The following is a 22,557-nucleotide window of genomic DNA, read 5'->3' as shown; positions in this document are numbered from 1 at the left end:
ACGTCTTTTTGCTAGCTTGGTTGTTTAATCGTTCATATGCTGAGAGCTGACCCGCCGTTTTGAGTGGAAATATCCAATAGAATTAAAATTTGCCGGTAAATATAGCCGCTTGATTGGATATTTCCAATGAGATCTCAAGATGGCGCGCACTTTCCGTCAACCTAATTGGAATTTTCCAATGGACCTTACCTTGGCCGTCCGGCTCGGCGGCGATGTAAGCATGAAATGGATATCGGCGCCAAGGCAACAAAGCGACAAAGCGGCCGTTCTCCGGAATAGCAACCGGGGAGGCCGCCTTTCTATGTGATGAGTGACGATGCACGGACAGAAATGGCGCCGGATCCGCCACGGTTATGGTATGATGATTTTATCGGTGAATGAGTTGATATACATGTTCTGAAGAGCCGGTTCCAGTTATAAAATAATGGAGGTTATTGGCGTGAAACCAGATGCAAGCCAGGGGAAAGCGATTGGCGCGAAACCCAATGGTTCCGCTTACATATACAGCTCGTTAAAGCTTTGGCTGTCCTGCCAAGTCGAACTGGGCCTGCTGCTCCCGGTTTGGCTCGCCGCTCAGGCCTATTTGCTGGGGCCGGGGGAGGCGGTTTGGCTGGGAGTGCTGCCGCTGGCATCGCTAGGGGGCGTGCTGCTGCGCAACCGGCTGCGCAGGGTGTGGCAGCGGTGGGCCGCCGCCTTGCTGCTGGGAGCGGTGCTTGCCCTGGCAGCGGTTTGGGCAGGCGCCGGCGCCTGGGCAGAGGCTTGGAGCGGGACGTGGACCGGCGCGGTCGCCAACGCGGATGCTGGTGCTACTACTAATGTCAATGCCATTGTTGGCACTGGTACCGGCGCGGCTGCGGCCGCGGGTTCCATCGCTGGCCCGGCCAAGCCCATGGCCCTCGCGCTTGCGATGGTGCGCGCCGGCTTCTGGTTTGCCGCCGGCGCGTTCAGCTGCCTCCAGGGGCTTACGGCCGCTTTGCGGATCGGCAATTTCCGCCTGTACTGGTCCGGCATCGCCTTATACTTTGTCGCCGGCATCGTCTTCCCGCGTATTCCCGGGCTCGAAGGAACGGTCCCGCTGCTCACCTGGTCGGGGGCGGCCTGCTTGGCGCTGGCCTTGTTCGTTACGAACGACAGCCTCCTGCGCTACAGCTTTCTGTCCGGCGATCCAGCGGAGCGGCTTCCCGGCGGCTTGAAACGCCATAACCGCCTGTTCATCGGCGTTATCGTCATCGTCGCCCTGGCGCTGGCGGCCGGGGCGGGCGGGTGGCTCGGGCGCCAGCTGTGGGGTATGGTGAAAACGTTTGTCCAATGGCTGGCCCGCCCGGGGAAGCAGGAGCCGCCGCCGGAACAAGCGGTAGAACTGCCGCCCATGCAGCCGATGCAGCCGGCGGCGGAGGCGCACGAGCCGGGAATCTGGTCGCGGCTCTTGGACATCGCTTTTTATTCCATCGGCATCCTTGCCCTTGCGGCAGCCCTTGGTTTCGGCTTGTATTGGCTTTACCGGAACGCGGGCGGAGTATGGCGCCGGGCGATCGACCGCCTGCTGGATTTGCTGCGCCGGGAGAAGGCCGTGGAGGAAAACGCCGCCTACCGCGACGAGGAAGTCCGTATTTTCACATGGGAAGCTGCGCTCAAAAAGTGGAAAAAAGCGGGGACGGCCCTGCTCCGTCCCGGAAAAGCCGAACGCTGGGAAGAGCTGCGGGACAATCGGGAGAGAGTCCGCTATTTGTACCGCCGTATGCTGCAGGCGGAGCGTAAAGGCGGGTATCGGATCAAACCGCATCTTACGCCCTATGAAACGGCCTTGGATATTAGGCGGGAACGCGCCGTAAAAACGGGACGCGGCAAGGCGGCGGGCAAGGTGAAGGAGAAAGCGGAAAAGCCGGGCTACGCCAGCAAGCTGGCCGCGGCCGCGGCGGAGGCGGAGGCCGCCAAGGCCGCAAGGGAGGCCATATTCGCCAAACCCGCGGCTGCCGGCGAGGGCGCAAAGCCTGCCGGGCCTAAATTGTTTGCAGCCCGCGCGGCCGATGGGCCGGGACCGGCGCCGCTGGCGGCAGCCGGCGTCAAGGAGCTGCAAAATACGGGGGCGGGCCTCCTTGTCCGCTTGTACTATAAAGTCCGTTACGGCGATGAAATGCCCCGGGATGATGAAGTGGCCGAAGTCCGGCGGCAGCTCCCGTGAGTCTAAGCTTCAAAGCCTTCCTCCCGAAGAAACCGAAAAGGCTGCCGCAAGTTTTGGTTAACCTGCGGACAGCCTTTTTTATCCTAAAGCGATCCGGCTCCCGATTATCCGGCTATCTGGCCTCTACCGCGGCCCTTTTTACGATTTCCAGCTTGCGGAACCGGTGCGGTTCTTTTTCCAGCAGCTTAAAGGTCAAATCCTCGTGCTCCAGCGTTTCGCCGACGTCCATGCCGGGGTTCATCCCGAACAGCCAGCCGCCGATCGTATCGACTTCCTCGGTGCTGAGATCGGTGAGCAGCAGCTCGTTAATCTGGTTAACCGTTACCGTTCCCTGGGCGATGACATGGGTGTCGCTGAGCTGCACGACCGGCTCTTCTTCCTCTTTATCGAATTCGTCGCGGATTTCCCCGACGATTTCCTCGAGAATGTCCTCAATCGTTACCAGTCCGGCCGTACCCCCGTATTCGTCGATCAGTATGGCGATGTGAGTACCTTCCTGCTGCATTTTTTTGAGCAGCTCGTTGACCGGCATCACTTCCGAGACGGCCATGACCGGCTGCAGGATCGAAGCGATATCCAGATTCGGGTTGCTCTCGTGGGCGAGGAAAAACTGTTTCGTATTGATGATCCCGATGACGTTGTCTTTGCTTCCTTCGACGACAGGGAATCGGGTGTATTGCTGCTCTTTGATAATTTCGAGATTTTCCTGCCGCGACTTGTCTGTATATAAGCACACCATGTCGGTGCGGGGGACCATAATTTCTTTGGCCAGCAAGTTGTCGAAGGCAAAAATCCGGCTTACGTAGCCGTATTCGCTTTGATTGATTTTGCCGCTTTCAAAGCTTTCATTAATGATGATTTGCAGCTCTTCCTCGGAGTGGGCCTCTTCATGCTCGGAAGCCGGTTTGATGCCGAACAAGCGCACGAGCTGGTTCGCCGATCCGTTCAAGGCCCAAATAAACGGGCGCATGATTTTGGTAAACAGGATCAACGGTTTGGCCGTAAGCAAGGCGATTTCCTCGGATTTGCGGATGGCCATCGTTTTTGGCGCCAGTTCACCCACAACGACGTGCAAATAAGTGATAACTACAAAAGCGATGATAAAAGATAGCGCACTGCTTAGTGTATCAGGTACATGGAGGCTGTGGAACAGCGGATGCAGTATCTTCTCCACCGTAGGCTCCCCGAGCCACCCGAGTCCGAGCGCGGTGATCGTAATCCCCAATTGGCAGGCGGATAGATAGCCGTCCAGATGGGTCGTTACCGTTTTGACCGCGAGCGCGTTTTTGCGTCCCTCGGCGATCAATTGATCCACCCTGCTGCCCCGAACACGAACAATCGCAAACTCTACCGCCACGAAAAATGCCGTTAAAGCGATAAGGATTACGACCAATACCAAATTCAACACCAAAAGCCTGTCACTGTCCATTCTTTGCATCTACTCCTTATGATTTAAAATAAAATAAATTACTTTACTATTATACAATATGATCCGGAAGCAATGCTAATCAGCATTGTTTAGATATAAAGAAGGATTTTCGAGAAATGTTCGTGTTTTGCAAAATTTATGACGGCATTAAAAATAAAAAACATCACAAATACTTCGAAAACCGAATAATAAAAAGGAATTTCCCTTGACTTATACGTTTGTTTCTCATATACTCGGATTGTTGCTGGAAACCGAATATGTTAATATTTTGATTTCGTATATCCCCGGTAATACGGATCGGGGGTCTCTACAAGGAACCCTAAATTCCTGGCTACGAATAGGAGCTTTCGCATACCTATTGGATAGCCGGGATTTTTTGTTTTTTCCGGGTTTGTTCGCCCGTTGACTATTATTCCTATCAGGAGGAAGCAGATGAGTAAATACGATGCAATTGTGGTTGGGGCCGGGCCGGCGGGGATTTTTGCCTGTTATGAACTGACGCGGAAGGCGCCTCACTGGAAGGTGCTTCTGGTGGATAAGGGGCACGATATTTACCGCCGCCGCTGTCCGATTTTGGAGGAGAAAATTACGCTTTGCCCGCCTCCGGCCGGAAAAAAAGAGTACGCCGGCTGCCTGCCGGCCTGTTCGATTACGGCCGGGTTTGGCGGAGCGGGAGCGTACAGCGACGGAAAGTTCAACATTACGACCGAATTCGGCGGCTGGCTGAGCGATTATATCGCTCCTTCCCAAGTGCTGGAGCTGATCAAATACGTCGATGCGGTCAATTTGGAGCACGGCGCCACGACGAACATCACCGACCCGCTGACCGAAGCGGTGCGCGGAATCGAGCAGCGCGGATACGCCGCGGGGCTGAAGCTGCTGCGGGCGCAGGTCCGCCATTTGGGGACGGAACAAAACCTCGAAATTCTGAAATCGATCTACGAGTATTTGAACACCCGGATCGACATGATGTTCAAGGCGGAGGTGGAGGACCTGATCACGGTTAAATCCGACGGGGGCCATCAAGTTTGCGGAATTCAGCTTAAATCGGGGGAGACGCACGAGGCCGATCTGGTCATGGTCGCTCCCGGACGGGACGGCTCCGCCTGGTTGACGGACATTTTGAAGAAACGCCGCTTGAAAATGACCAACAACCAGGTGGATGTCGGGGTGCGCGTGGAAACGTCGGACGTGGTCATGCTCGAGATTAACGAGCATCTGTACGAAGGGAAATTCATTTACAACACTTCGGTCGGCACGCGGGTGCGCACGTTTTGCAGCAATCCGTCCGGGCATGTGGTCGTCGAAAACCACAGCGGGGTTATGGCCGCCAACGGCCATTCGTTTAAAGACCCTGCGCTCGGTTCGCAAAACACGAACTTTGCCCTGCTCGTTTCGCACAAGTTTACCGAACCGTTCGATAAGCCCAACGAATATGCGCGGGAGATTTGCCAGCGGGCCAACGACCTGTCCAATGGCGGAGTCATCGTGCAAAAATACGGCGACATTCTCCGGGGCCGCCGCTCTACCGCCGGCCGCATTGCCGAAGGTTTTCTCGAGCCGACGCTCAAAGAGGCCGTGCCTGGCGACCTTGGCCTCGTGCTGCCGTACAATACGATGAAAAGCCTGATCGAAATGGTCGAAGCGCTCGATAAAGTAACGCCGGGGATCGCCTCCGAGCATACGCTGTTTTACGGCGTGGAAGCGAAGTTTTATTCCGCCCGCCCGAAGCTGACCGAGTCGCTGGAAACGGAAATCGGCGGCTTATTCTGCGGCGGCGACGGAGCGGGCATCACCCGCGGGCTGGCTCAGGCCGGCGCGGCGGGCGTCTGGATCGCGCGCGGCATGCTGAAAAAGGCGGGGGTTTAGAAACGCGGCTTTCGGGCTTCTTCGCTAAACGAAATGCAATAGGGCTGTCCTGAAGGCCATATGTATGGTCTTTGGGACAGCCCTTTTTCGGCGCGGCGCGGGTTAAGTGCCGTCGCCGCTGACGCGCCGCAATGCGGTCTAACGGACCGAGGGGACCTTATCTCCTCCAAACCGTAGAAAATCTCCCGCCAAGAAGCCGATTAGCGGCATTGGAGTCCGTTACAGCGGGAAATATCCGGGAAATGAGCGAATAACGTCTTTCCGGTCCGTTACGTTAAGTGAACCGGAACCAACATACTGCCGTTATGCCCCTCGATCACACCGTCAAGGATACCGGCTTTCCTGAACTTCGGAGTCGATCACTTGCTGGATTTGCTGATACGTATGCAGGAAGGAGAACAGCCCGTAAACCACCGCCAGCAAAAAAGGCAGCAGGGCCAAGGCAATCGGGATGTAAAGGCTTGTCTCACCCGCTTGTGCGATTTTTGTCTCCCGGGTTTCCCGGTCGTTTGGGTACCTGTAGCCCAAAGCCTTTATTTTGCGCCGGGCATGATGCAGATAGATGGAATTGGCCGCCACGGCAAAGGATATTTTTAAGGCAAGCTGCAAGGTTAACATCGTGATGACCAGGCTGAAAGAGACCTGATAACCCGGAAATACAAGAGAGCCGACGATGTTGATAATAAGCGAGCATACGATCAGATAGATCAGCCAGTACAAATACATCCCCCGATACAGCAGCCAAAAGCCGCCGAACAGAAAAGCGGGCCAATTCCAGCGGTGGTCTTGGCGCCATTTTTGAAAATATGCGCCCGCGCGTTTGCCTATGAACAGTTCAAGCTCCTCGGCAGGAACTCCGAATTCTGACGGAGGTTGGCTTTCTCCGGCCTTCCCTGGGGTCTTGCCTGGCTCGGCAGGGGGGAGGGGAACAGCGGGCTCATTTTGCCGAGGTTTGGCCGGTGCTCCGCATCCCGCGCAAAATTTGTCCTCTTTTTCCAAAAGTTTTCCACAGTTTGAACAATACATATGTACCTCCGTCCGCATCTCTTGATGAAAGTAGTTTTCATGAAAAGTCATGAAATAGTTCCAAAGAACTAACTTGCTTATATATCGGACTGTCGGAATATCTATTTAATAGCCGCCGCAAAACTCTATAAATAAGACAATAAGCCTATATATTAGTAAAAAATACAATTTTACAATACTTTAACAAAACGTAAACAGTCTGTTTTTGATCCATCTCTATGATGAGGAGGTAGTTCATCTTAAATTTGAGGAGGAGTCGATCCATGATGAGGAGGCGTTGGAGCAAGAAACTGCTTGGCCTGATATTGGCCGGCGCTTTGGGCATAACGGGAGTACCGGGTTTGGCCGCGGAAGCGGCGGAGCCGGCAAATGCAGCGGAACAAGAGTACATCACAGCGGAGGCGGCCGCGGGCAACGAAGCCGTCACGGAGCCAACGACTTCCATGACAACGGAGAAAGGCGAATCTGCAGCTGCAGGGATCAGCGTAGCCGAAGCTATCGCCAAAGGAAACAGCGGCGAATCCGTTACGGTAACCGGTTATATCGTCGGACATGCCGCCGGGTCGCAGACCGCCGATTTCGAAGCGCCGTTCGGCAATGATTATAACTTTTTGATCGCGGATACGGCCGGAGAGCGGGATAAAGCCAAACTCGTCGATGTGCAGATTCCGTCCGGACCGAGAGCCGAATTCGGCCTGCAAAGCAACCCGGATATCATCGGCAAGCAGGTTTCGGTGTCCGGCATGCTGGCCGCGTACAACAATTTTCCCGGATTAAAAAGCGTGACGGCGCTTGAGTTTGCCGCAGCGCAGCCGGGCGAACCAGGCGAACCGGAAAAACCGGGGGAACCGGGCGAGAACCCCGGAGAGCCGGAAAACCCGGGCGGAAACCCTGGTGAGAATCCAGGAGAAAATCCTGGCGAAAATCCGGGAGACCCGGGCCAACCTCCGGGAGATCCGGGACAAATCCCAGAATTGCCGGACGGCACCGGCAAAAAAGTGCTGTTTGACAATACGCACGCCCAAACCGCCGGCGCGGCCGATTGGGTGATCGACGGCGCGTTTTCCGATTTCGCCGACGGGCTGCGCGGGGCGGGCTTCACGGTCGAGGCGCTGGAGCGGCCGATCCCGTATACGTTCGGTGAAACAGCGATCACGTACGACGCGCTTCGTGACTACGATGTCTTCGTCATTCCCGAAGCGAATGTGCCTTTTAAAGCCGCGGAGCAAGAGGCGCTGGTGGAGTATGTCGAGGACGGCGGAGCGGTATTTTTCATATCCGACCATTATAATGCCGACCGCAACAAAAACCGCTGGGACGCCTCCGAAGTGTTCAACGGCTTCCGCCGCGGAGCATATGAGAATCCGGCTAAAGGCATGAGCGCGGAAGAAGCAGCCTCTCCGGCGATGCAGGGGGTAACGAGCTCCGATTGGCTGGCGGACAATTTCGGCGTGCGGTTCCGCTATAACGCCCTTGGGGACGTTAATGCGAACGACGTCGTCAGCCCGTCGCAGTCGTTTGGCATCACGAAAGGCGTTGGGGCCGTGGCCATGCATGCCGGCTCTACGCTGGCGGTTTTGAATCCGCAACAAGCAAAAGGCCTAGTTTACGTTCCTGAAGGCGTTCCGGCCTGGGGGAACGCGGTAGACGAAGGCGTCTACAACGGCGGGGGCAGAGATGAAGGAGCGTATGCGGCGGTGTCCAAGCTTGGGCTCGGCAAAGCGGCCTTTATCGGCGATTCTTCGCCCGTGGAGGATGCAACTCCAAAATATGTAAGAGAAGAAAACGGCCAGAAGAAAACGACGTACGACGGCTTCAAGGAAGTCGACGACGGGCTGTTCCTGGTGCAAATTGTGAAGTGGCTGGCCAACGACGAAAGCTACACTTCCTTCGCCGAGGTGCCGGGGCTTGAGCTGGATGAACCGACCCAGTTGAAGCCGTCCGAGGAGCCGGCCGCCACCACCGAGCCGCAGCCGGAGCCTTGGGCCCAACCGGCCCCCGGCTATAAATGGTACGACCCGGCGACGTTCAAGCCGGGCTCCTACGGCTCGGCGCAAGCGCCCGCCGCGGAGCCTAAGTACGCGTTCGTGCACCAGGCGCAACTGCCAAGCGCGCAGGAGTTCCAGATCCGCTTGACAGCCGACGGCCTAACGCCTGGCCAGACGGTATCGGACCTTAAAGTCGGCATTTACCTGGCCGGCGGAGAACAGATCGCCCGCTTCAAAAACGCTGACGGCACCTGGTCCGACTACAATTACAGCCCGGCGTTTTCACTGACGGGGGATGCCCGGGGGCACGCGGCAAAGGACTTGGCCGTCCAGCTCAAGCCGGGCGTGACGGCCGCGAGCGCCAACCTGCGGCTCAAGCAGGGGAGCGGCAACGCGCTGACGAAGACGGTGGCGATCGCCGACGTCGCTGCCGAGCCGCTGCCGGGCGACCATCCGCAGGTGCCGGAATTGGCCACGATCGCCGCGGCCCGTTCGGCGGCCGACGGCACGGTCGTTACCGTGGAGGGCGTGATTACGTCCGAGCCGGGGCTGTTTGGCGGACAAGGGTTTTACCTCCAGGACGATACGGCCGGCGTTTACGTGTTCCAAACGGCCTCCGGCTACCATGCGGGCGATCTGATTCGCATCAGCGCCACCCGGACCTTGTACAACGGGGAGGTTGAGCTGGAAAATCCGCTCACGATCGAAAAGAAAGGGACCGCTCCGCTTCCGCAGCCGATCGAGCAGGAGGCGGTCACGGACGGCAATCAGGGACAGTTCATCACGTTAACCGATGTGGCGGTTCAAGACATGGCCGCGGCTTCTCCGGCCGGTTCGTTTGAATTTAACGCCGTCAAAGGCGGCGGCGCTGCGACGCGCGTCCGTTTCGATGGCCGAACCGGCGTGGACATGGCGGCATTCAGCGCGCTTTTCCCGGCGGGTTCCAAGGTGGACATCACCGGCGTCGCTTCGGTTTTTCGCGGGACGTACCAGCTGAAGCCGCTCTCTCTGGATCACGTTGTGCTTAGCGGTGCGGAAGAAGATACGCTGGCTCCGGTGACCCAGGCGAACGCTTCGGGTGCCGCGGGGCAGGAGCTGTACAATCCGGAGGACGTTACGGTCTACTTATCGGCACAGGACGAAGGCGGGAGCGGTTTGGAACGGACCGAATACCGGATCAACGGCGGGGAGTGGCTCGCCTATGCCTCACCGATTCTGCTGACCGAGGACGGCAAATACGTGATCGAATACCGGTCGTGGGATCGGGCCGGGAATAGCGAAACGGCAAAAACGCTATACATTAATATCGACCACGGATCGCCGGTGATTCATTTTTCCGGGGAACGGCAGTTTTTGCAAATCGAAACCGAGCTTCCGATTCAAGTTGACGTCGAGGACGCCGTCAGCGGAGTGAAAAATACGGTGTATCAATTGGACGGCCGCCAAATCGCCAGTTTGCACGAAATTACGCCGCTTTCTTTGGCGGCGGGCAAACATAAACTGGTCGTCAGCGCGACGGATGCGGCCGGGCTCCATTCTGCGGGGCAATTCGACTTTACGGTTACGATCGACATCGCCCATCTGGACGAGCTGGTTGATGCCGGAGAAGCGGCAGGCTACGTGAAGAAGGGAATCGCCCAAAGCCTGGACGCCAAGATCAGCTCCCTGCAAAAGGCGAAAACAGACCGTGAGCGCAAGCGAAAAATCAATGTATTGAAGCAGACGATCAACGCGCAAGGCGGAAAAGGCATCAACTCCAGCTTTGCCAAGCTGATGCTGGGCGATTTGGAGTATATCGTCAAACAAGCGGGATAAAACAGCTGCCGAAAGTGACGGAGAGAAGAACCGGTCCTCAAAGGACCGGTTTTTTTTGAAAATTTATAACTTCAAAATTCGCAGCAAAACATCGGCAGACAAGCCTTGATGTAGCTGGGTAAAGCAGTAATCCATTGCCGGAGTTGACGCCGAATCAAAGGCGGACAGTGTCCTCCCGGCTTTCTAGGCTGCTTCGTTGAGGAAGCGTCAACGATGTAGCAGCGTCACGATCCGGTGGGGCCAGTGTATTTGCCTTTTGCACCGTGGCCGTTTCGAGCAGTGTCACATCGATGCTAGGTGAGGGGGTTGTCTAAAGGGCTCGTGATCTTGGTGGCCCTGCCTGTTGCTTGCCTTTGCACGATTATTCCTTTCGTTCAGGAGCAGGGAGCAGGGGGGGAGAGGGCTAGAGCAAAGGTTCCAAAAAAGAGAGAAGAAAAAACAAAAAAGATGAGGAAAAAATGAGGCGTTTCAGGTGAGATTTTCGGCTTGATAAGGGAACACATGTTTGTTATAATGAAATAAATGGAACTTATGTTCGTAAATTATTGATTCGGGGGCGAGTAAACATGGAGATCAATGCGGGAACGGAACTTCAATCATTCAGCAGCCGTTTTAACAGCGAGCAGGACTGCATGGAGGCGCTGATCGCGATGAAGTGGCCAAACGGCTTCGTCTGCCCGCGCTGCACTTACACCCGGTGCAGCCGCCTGACCTCCCGGCATATCCCCTTATTCGAGTGCGGAAAGTGCAAGCATCAAACATCGCCTTTGGTCGGCACGATTTTTGAAGGAACGCATCTCCCCCTGGTGAAGTGGTTCCAGGCGCTGGAGTTGTTCCTACTCCCTGATGGGATCTCGGCGCTGCGGCTGAGCAAGGTGATCCGGGTCGCCTACAAGACCGCCTGGTCGATGCTGCACAAAATACGCCATGCCGTGGGAGAGTTCGATGCCCGGGAGCTGCTCTCCGGAGACGTGAAGGTGAACAGCGATCAGTATGGGCGTAATCCGTCCCGGTGTCAGCTTTCGCATCCGTACGCCTCGGCGGTCGTAGCCGGCTGCACGGTCACGGAGTCGGGCGAGCCGGAGCAGGTCAAAATCCGCCTGGTGCCGCATAAGCGGGGAGGCGAAAAGAGGGCAAACCGTCACGAACTCGATGCGTTCATCAATGGGCATGTGGATGTCCATACATCGGCGGTACAGTTGTTTCCTCAGGCCTTTCGGCTGTATGCGCCCTTGCGGAAAGTGGTGAGAGAGGCGTGGGAATCGCTGAAGAGTACGTATGGAGCCTTGGGACTGAAGCATCTGCAGGCGTATCTGAACGAATACACCGGACGCCGCCGACTGCGCCTGCAAGGAGGACTGCCTGAAACGGAAGAAACGATGCGGCAGAAGTTGCTGCGCATGTGTGTGGCGATACCGGCGATTCCTTACCGCCGGCTGATCGCGCGCCAACCGAACCAGCCCCTTGCGGCTGCGGCCTAATCGTGGAGCTGGAACGGTAGGGGTTACTTGATACGGATCAACTTGATTTATGTGGGTTAGCATGAATGGTAGGGGCGTTGCTGCAGATGGAAGAGTTCAGGCTACAGCAAAATCACAGTCTTTTCGTTTCCCTCTCCGCTAAATATTTTTTTCTCTCGAGTTTGTCTTTCTCTCAGCTACCTGATTAAACGGGATAATCGTGCAAAGTCTCCGGACAGCGAGTGTTGATCTGCCGCCCCTCCCCCCCACTTCTCTATCCTCAAGCGTTCAATACCCTTCCGCGTTTCTTGCCACGATCGGTTTTCGATTTGACTGGTAAGGCATTTTTGTGCAAACGATTGCCTCCCTTAGATTTCGATGATATAATCCAGCACATAAAGATAAGGTAAACGTTTAAGCAACCGCGCAGCGGGAATAACGGGGCGGGAGGCTAAACGAAAGCGAGGCGGAAGGAGAAATCGGGATGAGTCAGGTTCGAGAGCAGGTGCAGGTACAGGTACAGGCAAAAGACAGAGGCGCTGCGGACAGAGCTTATATCCTGGGACGGAGCGCCTGGCGCACTCTTGAGGAGGGCAATGAGAAGGAGTGGCTGATCGGCAACGGGATCGGCGGATATGCCAACCATTCCGTCCCTGGCGGCGGCTTTCGGATGTCGCACGGATATTTGGTTGCGTCGGCCAGAGCGCCGGTGAACCGCATGCTGGTGTTTACCCGCATCCAGGAGCAGGTGTGTATGGGCGGGCAAACCTATGAGCTTGCCTCCCAGCAGTATATCAACTGGCGAAAAGACGGACACCGATATTTGCGGCGGTTCAAGCTGGACACGGTGCCCGAATACGACTATCAGGTCGAGGACGTGAATATCCGCAAAACGATTTCTCTGGAGTATGGGCATAATACGGCGGCGGTCTGCTACGAGATTGCCGGCGGGAAAGAGCCCGCGGAAATCAAGCTGGTCCCGCTGTTTAACTACCGCTCTCCCGGGGACGTTTCGGAAAAAGGGAGTCTGCGTTTCGAAACTAAGCTGGAGGGCAATGTACTGCGGCTGACGCCGGAGAGCGGGCCGGACGTAACGATATCGTTCATGGCGTCGGCGGGCGAATATCTGGACCGTTCCGCGCTGCCGGTAACGATGGCAACGCCGTCTCATATGTACGAGGAAGGGCATTTTTACGCTTTCGAGAACCGGAACGGTTTTTTGGGCGTGGATTGTCATTATACCCCTTATGAAATCAATGTAACGATCGAGCCTTACGAGCGGAAAGCCTTTTATTTCAAATGTTCGACGGAGCCGCTTGACGGCAAGGACGGCTTCGCTATCGTTCGCGAATACAAGGAGCGGATGAACAAACTGGTGGCGGCGGCCGGTTACGGCGACAGACTCGCGGACCGTCTGGTTGAAGCGGCGGACCATTTTATCGTGGACCGGGAGTCAACCGGACTGAAAACGGTGCTGGCCGGTTATCCGTGGTTCACCGATTGGGGCCGGGATACGATGATCGCGTTGCCCGGACTGGCTTTGGCCACCCGCAGATTCGCGGAGGCGCGCGAAATTCTGGAATCGTTTTCGCGTTATGTCCGCGGCGGGCTGATTCCGAACATGTTCCCGGACGATGGCCAAGAGCCCCTGTACAACACGGTGGACGCTTCGCTTTGGTATGTTCACGCCGTCTATGAATATTTGAAACATACCGGTGGGGAAGATGATTACAGGTTCATTCGCGCGGCGGTCTATCCAACGTTAAAAGAAATCGTCGCCGCCTACCGCGGCGGAACCGATTTTTCGATCGGGATGGACGAGGACGGGCTGATTCATGCGGGCGGCGGCCTGGATCAGGTCACCTGGATGGACGTGCGGGTAGGCGATTGGGTCGTGACCCCGCGGCACGGCAAGCCGGTGGAGATCAACGCCTTGTGGTACAACGCGCTGTGCATTATGGCCCGGCTGGCGGAACGTTTCGGGGAAACGGAGCCATATGATGAATTGGCGCGGAAAGTGCGGGAATCTTTCCGCAGCCGTTTTTGGAACGAGGCGGACCAATGTCTGTACGATGTTGTTGATGTGCCCCAAAAGGACGGGGGATTCAACAATGATCCTTCGATTCGGCCGAACCAGATTTGGGCGGTGTCGCTGCCGTTTACGATGCTGCCGCCCAACCAGGAGAAGGCCGTCGTCGGCACGGTATATAAGCATTTGTACACGCCTTACGGGCTGCGGTCGCTTTCCTTCCAGGACCCGCGCTTCCGGCCCCGCTATACCGGCAAATTGATCGACCGGGACGGCGCTTATCACATGGGGACGGTTTGGGCTTTTCCGCTAGGGGCGTTCATCACGGCCTATTGCAAAGTGAACGGGTACAGCCAACGGGCCGTCCTGGCGGCGAAAGAAATGTGCGCCGTGTTTGAGGATCACCTCCAAGATGGGGGCATCGGCGGAATCGCCGAAATTTTTGACGGGGAATTTGCCTGCACCGGGCGCGGCTGTTTTACGCAGGCCTGGAGTGTGGGGGAAATATTGCGCGCATATACGGAAGATGTGCTTCCGCATTTACGGAATTTGCGGGGAAAGGAGTGAAGCCGTTTGTCCGTTCAAAAAAAATTCGAAGGTACGATAGATTACGGCGATTTGGCGGTTACCGGGGGAATTTCCGTATTCGACGCGGAATTCGACGCGAAGTTTTATTATGAGGGCGACGACTTGGGGGCCGTCTATACGCCGGAGCAAACCCGCTTCCGCTTGTGGGCCCCTACGGCTTCGGAAGTGCGGGTCGTCCTGTACGAAACCTGGGACGGCGCGCCGGTCAAAGAACTGGCGATGCAGCGGGATGCGCAGGGGACGTGGACGCTCTTGATCCCGGAGGATTGCCATGGATTGCTGTACACTTACCGCGTAAAAGTGGGGGAGCAATGGAACGAAGCCGCCGATCCTTACGCCAAGGCGGTAGGCGTCAACGGGGATAAAGCGGCGATCCTTGATCTGCGGAGCACCGATCCGGAAGGGTGGGACGAAGACGTGAAGCCGCCGCTGGCTTCAGAGACCGACGCGGTGATCTATGAGCTGCATGTCCGCGATCTGTCGGTTCACCCGCGGAGCGGCATTCGCGAGAAAGGCAAATTCCTGGGTCTGGCCGAAGAAGGAACCCGGGGGCCGGACGGCATACCGACGGGACTCGACCATATCGCCGGGCTTGGCGTTACGCATGTGCAGCTGCTGCCGGTGTTCGACTACTCCAGGGAGAGCGTGGATGAACGCCGTTTGAATGAACCCCATTACAACTGGGGTTACGATCCGAAAAACTACAATGTGCCGGAAGGCTCCTATGCCACGGACCCTTACGATCCGGCCGCGCGCATCGCCGAACTGAAACGCCTTGTGCAAACGTTGCACGTCCGGGGACTCCGGGTCATCATGGACGTGGTTTACAACCATGTGTTCGACGGGTACCTGATTCATTTCACCAAGCTGGTGCCGGGTTATTACTTGCGCTACAAGGCGGACGGCACCTTCTCGGACGGGGCGTTCTGCGGCAACGAATGCGCCTCGGAGCGGCCGATGATGAAGAAATATATCGTCGACTCGGTGCTGCATTGGGTACGCGAATATCATATCGACGGTTTCCGGTTCGATCTGATGGGCTTGCTCGATGTCGATACGATGAACGAAATCCGCCGCCGGTTGGATGAGATCGATCCTTCCCTAATCATGGTGGGCGAAGGCTGGATGATGGACACCGTGCTGCCCGCGGAGCGGCGGGCCAATCAGGCCAACGCCGCGCGGATGCCGCGCATCGGCATGTTCAACGACGGGCTGCGGGACGCGGTCAAGGGAGATATTTTTCATCCTGAAAAAAGAGGCTTCATCAGCGGCAGCGACGGCTTCGAGAACGGAGTGAAACGGGGCGTTGCCGGGGGCATCGATTACGGCGGGGAATTCCGCCAGTTTGCCGCGGAGCCGGCGCAGTCGGTCAACTACGTGGAGTGCCACGACAATCACACGCTATGGGACAAAATCATGCTGTCCACGGACGGAGAGGCGGACGAGCGGCGGCGCGCCATGCACCGGCTGGCCTCGGCGATCGTGCTGACCAGTCAGGGCATCCCGTTTGTCCATGCCGGGCAGGAGTTCATGCGAACAAAGGGCGGCGTGGAGAACAGCTACAACGCTCCCGTCGAGATCAACTGGCTCGATTGGGAGCGCTGCGCGGCTCATCGGGATGACGTGGCCTATATGCGGAGCCTGATCGCGCTTCGCCGCGAGCACCCGGCGTTTCGCCTGCGCACGGCCCGGGACATTCGAACGCATCTGCGCTTCGAGGCGGCGCCGCCGCATACGGTGGCGTATACGCTGCGCGAGCACGCCGGCGGCGATCCGGACCGCCATCTGTACGTCTTGTACAACGCCAATCCCGGCGCGGTGACGCTCGAACTGCCTGCGCTGGGGGCGTGGGAGGTACGTTTCGGCGGCGAGTACGTTCAATCGCTGGGAGACGGCAAACTTGCCGCTAACGGCATCGGCCTGATCGTGCTGGGCGTTCGGGCTTAGCAAAGGGCTTCTAGAACGTGGAGGCGAAGCAAAAAGCGCTGGATAACTGCGCATATATTTTGTACGTTTGGCAACGCCGAAGAGGATACAAAGGCGAGCTTTCGTGACTAATCTGAAATAAGCTACAAGAGGCCCACGTAATTGCACATGGGCCTGTTTTTTAGATGCAAGCGAAGCGGAAACAAGGGAGATTCCCTGAAAGACTTGATTTTCAGTCATTTTGTGAAAATGAAGAAAGTGTTCGACAAGATTTTCCTTACTTTTACAAAAATCAGTGATATGATGGGTTTAAATGATCTGCGCAAACGTTTGAACAAATTATAATCCTGACTTTACGCTGCTTCGTTATTTAAAAGCGGTATGAGCGAGGGAAAAGAGGTATCGCAAAGGATGAACCGGCCATCAAAAGACTTCTATAAAAACGTATATCAAATCGCTCTTCCGGTCACGCTGCAAAGTCTGATTATGGCTTTGTTTACGTTGGCGGACCAGCTGATGGTCGGTCAATTGGGCGAAGTGGCCATCGCTTCGGTCGGAATGGCCGGGAAAATTTACGCGGTGATTTCCGTCGTGCTGGCCGGCCTTGCCGCAGGAGTATCCATTTACGTGGCCCAGTTCTGGGGAAAGCGGGACGGCAAGAACATCTCCCGCTTGCTGGGTATCGGGCTGATGGCGGGGTTTACGCTCTCTTTCCTGTTTACCCTGCTCGTATTTCTCAATCCGCAGCTTTGCCTTGGCGTGTTCACTACGGATAAGCGGGTCATCGGCGAGGGGGGCGTTTTTCTGCAAATCGTATCCCTCAGTTACGTTCCGGTCATGCTGACTATGCTGTATTCCGCCGTATTGCGGAGCACGACGCATGTAAAATTGCCGATGTCCGTCAGCCTGTTTGCGGTAGGCCTTAACATCTTGTTGAACTATATGCTGATTTTTGGGAAATGGAGCTTTCCGGAATTGGGGTTAGAAGGAGCGGCGATTGCGACATCGCTCTCTAGAGCGGTAGAGTGCGTAATGATCGTTGGAGCGGTATATTTGTTCAAGCTTCCGGGCCGGGCGCGCTTTGGCGATTTATTCGAAGGTTCGGGGGTTTTGTTGAAAAATTTTATTAAAACGACGTATCCCATTGTTTTGACTGAATTGATTTGGGTACTGGGGGAAACGGTGTACGCAGTCATTTACAGCCGGATGGGCACCACCGAAATGACGGCCATGACGATCACTTTTCCCTTGCAAGGGATATGTATAGGACTGCTGTCAGGTCTTTCCGGTGCAGGCGGGGTCATGGTCGGCAACAAGCTTGGAGCCGGAGAGGAGGAGACCGCGATGCAGTATGCGCTGCGCTTCCTCAAGCTGGGAACGATCGTTTCCGTTGCGGTCGGACTCCTGATCGCGGCGATATCCCCTTGGTATGTGTCAGCCTTTAATCTTTCCGGGGAAGCGCATCGTCTGGGCGTTTATCTGGTATGGGTTTTCGCGGCTTTCCTTTGGGCTAAGGTGGGAAATATGATTATGGCCGGAGGGATTTTAAATAGCGGCGGAGACAGCAAATTCGTATTTGTCATGGAATCGGCGGCAACGTGGTTGATCGGAGTGCCTTCGGGCTTGATACTTTCCTTCGTGTTCAAGCAGCCGATTTACCTGGTATACTTCGCTTTGTCTTTGGAGGAAGTCGTTCGGTTCGGCTTCGGCATCGCGCGAATCCGGTCGAGGAAATGGCTTAGAAATTTGGTGCATGACATCGCCGCATGATGGACGCATGATGACCCGGAAAAGCCCAAAAAGCTGCTCACCACGGCGTTTACGCCGGGGAGCAGCTTTTTGGGCATGGCTTGCTGGAGGTGGATCATCAGCTCAGCGCTGCCGGAGCGGCCGAACGCTGCGCTTGCACCTCGCCCATAGCGCCGACCGTAAAGCTTTGATCGTAAATCCGAATAGCCGCCGGCACATCCGTTTCGTTAACGACGATGATGCTGTCTTCGGTAACGTTCACCTGGAGGCGGGAGCCGCGGAACATCACTTTGAACGAAAACGACTTCCAATGGGACGGAATGAACGGGCGCAGCACCAGTTCGCCGCTTTGCACGCGCAGCCCGCCGAACCCTTGGACGATCGACATCCACGTCCCGGCCATGCTCGTAATATGGCAGCCGTCCTCAGTATCGTTATTGTAGTTGTCGAGATCGAGGCGGGCGGTGCGCAGGTACATTTCGTACGCTTTCTCCTGGTATCCCAGCTCGCAGGCGATGATCGCGTGCAGGCAGGGGGATAGGGAGGATTCGTGCACCGTGATCGGCTCGTAGAAATCGAAGTTGCGTTTTTTCGTTTCCAGGTCGTAGCGGTCGCCTAGGAAGTATAGGCCCTGGAGAACATCGGCCTGTTTGATGTAGCAGGAGCGCAAAATCCGGTCCCACGACCAATTCTGGTTCAGCGGCAGGTGCTCCGGAGCCAGTTCATTAACCGGAACGATCTCCTTGTCAAGGAAGCCGTCCTGCTGCAAAAATACGTCGCGTTCTTCATCGTACGGGTAGTACATGTTATCGATAATATGCTGCCATTTTTGGGCTTCCTCATCCTGCAGATTCAGCTTGCCCGCCAAGGCTTCATAGTGGTCGGGCTCGTTGTTTTTCAAATCGTTCAGCACTTCCAGCGTATATTCCAGCGTCCAAGCGGCAATCCGGTTCGTGTACCAGTTGTTGTTGACGTTGTTTTCGTATTCGTTCGGGCCGGTCACCCCAAGAATGACGTATTTGCCTTTGGCCGCCGAGAAGTTGACGCGCTCCGCCCAGAAGCGGGAGATTTCCGCCAGCACTTCAAAACCGTATTGACTGAGGTATGATTTATCCCCTGTATAATTCACGTAATTAAAAATAGCGTAAGCAATGGCGCCGTTGCGGTGGATCTCTTCAAACGTAATTTCCCATTCGTTATGGCATTCCTCGCCGTTCATCGTCACCATCGGATATAGCGCGCCTTTGGAGAAGCCCAGCTTCCGCGCGTTTTCCTTCGCTTTTTCCAGGTGCTTGTAACGGTAGATCAACAGATTGCGGGCGATGCCGGAATCGGCCGTGCTGAGGTAGAACGGCACGCAGTAGGCCTCCGTGTCCCAGTAGGTGCTGCCGCCGTATTTTTCCCCGGTGAAGCCTTTCGGACCGATGTTGAGCCGGTCGTCGTCCCCGCTGTAGGTTTGATTGAGCTGAAAAATGTTAAAGCGGATCGCCTGCTGCGCCGATACGTCGCCTTCGATGATGATGTCGCTCGTTTGCCATTTTTCCGCCCAGGCTTCGGCCTGCTCGCGCAGCAAAACGTCAAAGCCGGCCTCTTTCGCCGCCAGCAGCAGTTTTGTCCCGGCCGGGGCCAGCGCGGCCAGCCCGTGATCGCGGGAGGTCACGTTCGCGACGTATTTATAAAGCGTTACGGCTTCGCCTTGACCGGCCTGAACGGCCACCTCGGCGGCCACATATTTCTCCCGCTCGCTGAGCGCCGGGGAAAGCTCCAGCGTTTGCCCGTCCTTCAACACATCAAAAGCCATGGCGGACGTCACATGGAAGTCCAGCTTTTTCGTCTTGACCGTCAGGTAGGATAGGTCGGCCGCGGCCTTTTTTTCCACTTCGACCCAAAACTTCTCTTCATAGTTGGAATCCTTGTTTTTTACGTCGCCGTCCAGGTAAGGCATAAAACGCAGCTCCCCGCTGAAATTGAGCGGAGTTACCGTATAGCGGATCGCGCCGATTTCATGGCGGACGACGCTGACGAACCGCTTGGCCTCCACGGCGACTTCCTTTCCGCCCTCCAAAACGGCGGTAAAGCGCCGTGAGAGCCAGCCTTCCTTCATGTTCAATTCGCGGACGAAATCCTTCACTTCGCAAGCGGCCAGGTCAAGGGCGGCGCCATCCACCCAAACGTCGATCCCGATCCAGTTGGTGCTGTTCAGGACTTTGGCAAAATATTCGGGATATCCGTTTTTCCACCAGCCTACGCGGGTTTTGTCCGGATAATAGACGCCCGCCATATAACTGCCCTGCAGGGATGGGCCGCCGTACCGTTCCTCGAAATTGGCCCGCTGCCCCATATATCCGTTTCCGATGCTGAAAATGCTTTCGGAAATCTCGTGGTTTGCCGGATCGAACCCTTCCTCGATGATCGACCAAGCATCTTCTTTTAAATATTGTTTCACTATAACCGGCTCCTTTGGACATACTAATTTTGAAAGTGAAGGTTTAGCGACACGTCCCCCAGCGAAGGGACGACGAGATCGGCCGCGCCGAGCGTATCCGGCGATCCGATGCCGACGCAGCGCATGCCGGCGCGGCGCGCCGCCTCGATCCCGGCCTCGGCGTCCTCAAAGACGACGCACGCCTCCGGCGGGACGCCAAGCTCCTCCGCGCCGAGCAGGAATACCTCGGGATCGGGTTTGGCGCTGGAAGTCCGGGTGCCGTCGATAATCGCGTCAAAATACGGCGTCAGCCCCGTATTCTGCAAAATGACCGAGGCGTTTTTGCTGGCGGAGCCGAGCGCGGTTTTCAGGCCCCGCTCCCGGCATTGCTTCAAGAAATCGAGCGCGCCCGGCAAAATTTCCGAAGCGTCCATTTTGGAGATGTATTCGACATACCAGCCGTTTTTGCGTTCGGCCAGTTCCCGCTTCACGCCGTCTTCCAATTCCAGCCCGCCGACCTTCAGCAAAATATCGAGCGATGCCATGCGGCTGACGCCCTTGAGCTTCTCATTGTCCTGTGCGGTGAACTCGAAACCGAGCTCGGCGGCCAGCCGTTTCCAGGCCAGAAAATGATATTTGGCGGTGTCGACCAGTACGCCGTCCAGGTCGAATAAACATGCCTTGATTGAATCCACAAACATTCCTCCTTTGTAGCGCAAACGTTTGAATAAAACTCGAAAAATAAAAGAAGCGGTGAGCTTCCGTTATTTTTCGAAGGCGTTTCTGGTTTTACTTTTTGGGCACCGAATACATCGACGAGTCGCGGACGATCAGACGGTGCGGAATGATCTGCCGCTTCGGATACACTTTGTCGCTGCTGCCCTGAACCGCCTGGATCAACACCTGGGAAGCGGTGTAGCCCATGTTGTAAATGCCGATATCCATGCTGCTGAGCGGCGGCGTCGAGAGTTCCGACAGCGGAATATTGTTAAAGCTGACCAGACACAAATCTTCGGGAACCTTGTATTTCAGCTCGTGCAAGCCGCGAAGCACGCCGAACGCCACGACGTCGTCGATCGTGACGAGGGCCGTGGGGCGATCCGGGAGATTCATGAAAAACGACATGGCCCGATACCCGCTGTCCTGCAAAAACTCACCTTCGACAATCCATTCGGGCCGGCTTTCCAGTCCTGAATCCTTCAGCGCGTCCTGGTACCCCTTCATCCGATCCTTGGACACGACAAGCTCCGGCGGCCCGCTGACGAACCCGATGCGCTCGTGCCCCAGCGCGATCAAATGCTTCGTGGCGTCGTACGATGCCTGGATGTTATCATTATCCACCGATAAAATATCGGGATATTCCTCGCTGCGCCCGATCACAACAAACGGATGTCCGCCATTATGGAGAAAATCGATCACAGGATCGTTTTGCCGCGAATACAGCAAAATGACTCCGTCCACCCGGCGTCCGTTGATCAGTCTGGAGACGTTTTCGACTTCCTCTTTCTCGTTGGCGCCGGAGCTGATGAGCACGTCGTAACCGAGGCGGCTGGCCTGCGTCACGATCCCGCGGATCAGTTCCATGAAGAAGAAGTTGGAGAACAGTTCTTCAGCGGACTTCGGCAGCATGATGCATATGCTGTTTGTCGTTTTGGAAACCAGGCTTTTGGCCATAATGTTGGGATGATAGCCAAGCTGGTCCATAATGAGTTTTACTTTCCGCGATGTTTCCGCGCTGATTCTGGGATGATTGGACAGCACCCGGGACACGGTAGAGGGCGATACTCCGGCCTTTTTTGCAACATCCTTGATGGTGACAGCCATATAAACCTCCTCTGTGGAACCGTTTGCTTTACACTGTAATATTAATCGAAACGCAGCGGAAAGTAAATAGAAGCGCGGACAAGGCTTACCCATTACAATAGCGAGAATATAAACTTGTTGGGTGAAAAAAGAATACAGAGTTTAAAAGATAAAAAATTCGCCATGAAGCCGCGTTTTTTCTCGGATCAAAGGGAACCGCAAACGTTTTACTCGCAGAGCTGTTCATACTGTCCGGAGTGTTGCCAAC

Annotated in this window: 12 protein-coding genes and 1 riboswitch; of the genes, 7 read left to right on the top strand and 5 right to left on the bottom strand. The window is 56.0% G+C overall.

Annotation, left to right across the window (positions count from 1 at the left end; translation table 11 throughout):
• Nucleotides 1–439: 439 nt before the first annotated feature.
• Nucleotides 440–2,182 (top strand): hypothetical protein, encoded by a 1,743-nt coding sequence (locus tag DYE26_RS20045; RefSeq protein ID WP_036626573.1) that lies wholly within the window; start codon nt 440–442, stop codon nt 2,180–2,182.
• 112 nt (nt 2,183–2,294) lie between these two features.
• On the opposite strand, the gene DYE26_RS20040 is transcribed toward DYE26_RS20045, so the two are convergent.
• A complete protein-coding gene (locus DYE26_RS20040; protein WP_036626571.1) occupies nt 2,295–3,611 on the bottom strand; it encodes a hemolysin family protein in 1,317 nt (438 codons plus the stop codon).
• 254 nt (nt 3,612–3,865) lie between these two features.
• Nucleotides 3,866–3,965, top strand: a riboswitch (purine riboswitch).
• 78 nt (nt 3,966–4,043) lie between these two features.
• On the opposite strand from DYE26_RS20040, the gene DYE26_RS20035 reads away from it, so the two are divergent.
• A complete protein-coding gene (locus DYE26_RS20035) occupies nt 4,044–5,480 on the top strand; it encodes an NAD(P)/FAD-dependent oxidoreductase (RefSeq protein ID WP_036626569.1) in 1,437 nt (478 codons plus the stop codon).
• Nucleotides 5,481–5,804: 324 nt separating this feature from the next.
• Here DYE26_RS20035 and DYE26_RS33925 read toward each other — a convergent pair whose 3' ends face one another.
• Nucleotides 5,805–6,506, bottom strand: coding sequence for a DUF2628 domain-containing protein (locus tag DYE26_RS33925; RefSeq protein ID WP_227872873.1), 702 nt, complete (start codon nt 6,504–6,506; stop codon nt 5,805–5,807).
• Nucleotides 6,507–6,949: 443 nt separating this feature from the next.
• Here DYE26_RS33925 and DYE26_RS20025 point away from each other — a divergent pair, with 443 nt between their 5' ends.
• The 5 genes from DYE26_RS20025 (at nt 6,950) to DYE26_RS20005 (ending at nt 18,082) form a co-directional block, all read left to right on the top strand.
• Nucleotides 6,950–10,309 carry a DUF6359 domain-containing protein gene (locus DYE26_RS20025; RefSeq protein WP_411831588.1) on the top strand — a complete coding sequence of 1,120 codons (3,360 nt, stop codon included), beginning with the start codon at nt 6,950–6,952 and terminating at the stop codon, nt 10,307–10,309.
• A gap of 566 nt (nt 10,310–10,875) precedes the next feature.
• The gene (locus DYE26_RS20020; RefSeq protein WP_115311252.1) at nt 10,876–11,790 is read left to right on the top strand and encodes a transposase; all 915 of its coding nucleotides are present in this window, start codon (nt 10,876–10,878) and stop codon (nt 11,788–11,790) included.
• A 463-nt stretch (nt 11,791–12,253) separates the two neighbouring features.
• Nucleotides 12,254–14,365, top strand: a complete 2,112-nt coding sequence (locus tag DYE26_RS20015; protein ID WP_082207952.1) for an amylo-alpha-1,6-glucosidase — start codon at nt 12,254–12,256, stop codon at nt 14,363–14,365.
• Nucleotides 14,366–14,371: 6 nt separating this feature from the next.
• Nucleotides 14,372–16,333: a type I pullulanase gene (pulA, locus tag DYE26_RS20010; protein ID WP_036626562.1), complete on the top strand. Its 1,962-nt coding sequence runs from the start codon at nt 14,372–14,374 to the stop codon at nt 16,331–16,333.
• 390 nt (nt 16,334–16,723) lie between these two features.
• Entirely contained in the window at nt 16,724–18,082 is a 1,359-nt protein-coding gene (locus DYE26_RS20005; RefSeq protein ID WP_036626561.1) for an MATE family efflux transporter, read from the top strand.
• A gap of 97 nt (nt 18,083–18,179) precedes the next feature.
• On the opposite strand, the gene DYE26_RS20000 is transcribed toward DYE26_RS20005, so the two are convergent.
• From DYE26_RS20000 to DYE26_RS19990, 3 genes are all read right to left on the bottom strand, one after another.
• Nucleotides 18,180–20,507 carry a glycoside hydrolase family 65 protein gene (locus tag DYE26_RS20000; RefSeq protein WP_036626559.1) on the bottom strand — a complete coding sequence of 776 codons (2,328 nt, stop codon included), beginning with the start codon at nt 20,505–20,507 and terminating at the stop codon, nt 18,180–18,182.
• A gap of 23 nt (nt 20,508–20,530) precedes the next feature.
• The gene (gene pgmB, locus DYE26_RS19995; RefSeq protein ID WP_036626557.1) at nt 20,531–21,181 is read right to left on the bottom strand and encodes a beta-phosphoglucomutase; all 651 of its coding nucleotides are present in this window, start codon (nt 21,179–21,181) and stop codon (nt 20,531–20,533) included.
• A gap of 94 nt (nt 21,182–21,275) precedes the next feature.
• Nucleotides 21,276–22,310 (bottom strand): LacI family DNA-binding transcriptional regulator, encoded by a 1,035-nt coding sequence (locus DYE26_RS19990; RefSeq protein WP_036626553.1) that lies wholly within the window; start codon nt 22,308–22,310, stop codon nt 21,276–21,278.
• Nucleotides 22,311–22,557: the final 247 nt, after the last annotated feature.

Origin of the sequence: Paenibacillus macerans (genome assembly GCF_900454495.1) — a bacterium.
In the GTDB taxonomy this organism is placed as follows: Bacteria; Bacillota; Bacilli; order Paenibacillales; family Paenibacillaceae; genus Fontibacillus; species Fontibacillus macerans.
Note: the sequence above shows the minus strand (reverse complement) of the source record. Positions and strands in the feature narration are given on the sequence as shown.